2 pseudogenes are annotated in these 1,329 nt (G+C 69.5%); both read right to left on the reverse strand.

From position 1 onward, the window contains the following. Positions 1-192: pseudogene (locus AC27IO_RS24265) on the reverse strand (cell division protein FtsZ); the annotation flags it as partial. 28 nt (positions 193-220) lie between these two features. Beyond that, positions 221-1,329, reverse strand: a pseudogene (locus AC27IO_RS24270) (chromosome segregation SMC family protein); the annotation flags it as partial.

Genomic DNA, 1,329 nt, shown 5'->3' on the forward strand with positions numbered 1-1,329 from the left:
TCCGGCACCTCCACGGGCGCCGCCGGCATCGAAGGCCGGCTCCTGGCGCAGCGCGGGCTCGGCCGCGCCGTCGGGCTCGGGCGGTTTCGCGCGCTTGGGGGCGTTGCGGTGGGCGGACCAGGCGTTGAAGGCGACGATGGCCGCCAGAACGACGCCGCCCGCGATGATGAGGCCGAGTTGGAAGTTGCTCATGGTGAAAAAACGTGCGGCTTCTGGGGGTTCAGGCATCGGCCATGGACAGCGCGGACTCCATGTCCACGGCCACGATACGCGAGACGCCCTGCTCCTGCATGGTCACGCCGATCAGTTGTTCGGCCATTTCCATGGCGATCTTGTTGTGGCTGATGAAAAGGAACTGCGTGCCGCTGCTCATGCTGGACACGAGCTTGGCATAGCGTTCGGTGTTGGCATCGTCCAGCGGCGCGTCCACCTCGTCCAGCAGGCAGAACGGCGCGGGGTTGAGCTGGAAGATGGCGAAGACGAGCGCGATGGCGGTCAGGGCCTTCTCGCCGCCGGACAGCAGGTGGATGGTCTGGTTCTTCTTGCCCGGCGGCTGCGCCATCACCTGCACGCCGGAGTCGAGGATTTCGTCGCCGGTGATGATGAGGCGCGCATTGCCGCCGCCGAACAGCTCGGGGAACATGCGCCCGAAATGGCCGTTCACCGTCTCGAAGGTGCCCGAGAGCAGTTCGCGGGTTTCGGCGTCGATCTTGCGGATCGCGTCCTCCAGCGTGTTCATGGCCTCGGTCAGGTCCGCGGTCTGCGAGTCGAGGAAGGTCTTGCGCTCGCGCGCGAGGTTCAGTTCCTCCAGCGCGGCGAGGTTGACTGCGCCCAGCGCCGCGATCTCGCGGTGCAGGCGGTCGATCTCGCTTTGCAGGCCGGCCGAGCGCACGCCGCCGGCCTCGATGGACTGCGCCACCGCCTCCAGGTCGGCCTGTGCGTCGGCCAGCAGCGTGGTGTATTGCTCCAGGCCCAGGCGCGCGGCCTGCTCCTTGAGCTGGAATTCGGTGATGCGGGCGCGCAGCGGATCGAGCGCGCGTTCCAGCTGCATGCGGCGCTCGTCGCTCGCGCGCAGCTTGGCGGTGAGGTCGTCGTATTCGCTGCGCTGGGCGCCCAGGGCTTTCTCGCGCTCCATCTTGAGGTCCAGCGCCTGCTGCAGGCCGCCCTGCGCCGCGGCGTCGGACAGCCGCGCCATCTCGTCGCGGGCGCGCCTGCTGCTCGTCGGCCAGCGCCGCGGGTCTGGCTGCCCGCCGTGTCCAGCGTGCGGGCGAGTTCCGGCCCGGCGCGCCTCCAGGCTGCGGCGGGAGAACGTGGCCTCCTGGCGCCTGG

It is taken from the genome of Acidovorax sp. KNOB132 (assembly GCF_057541515.1).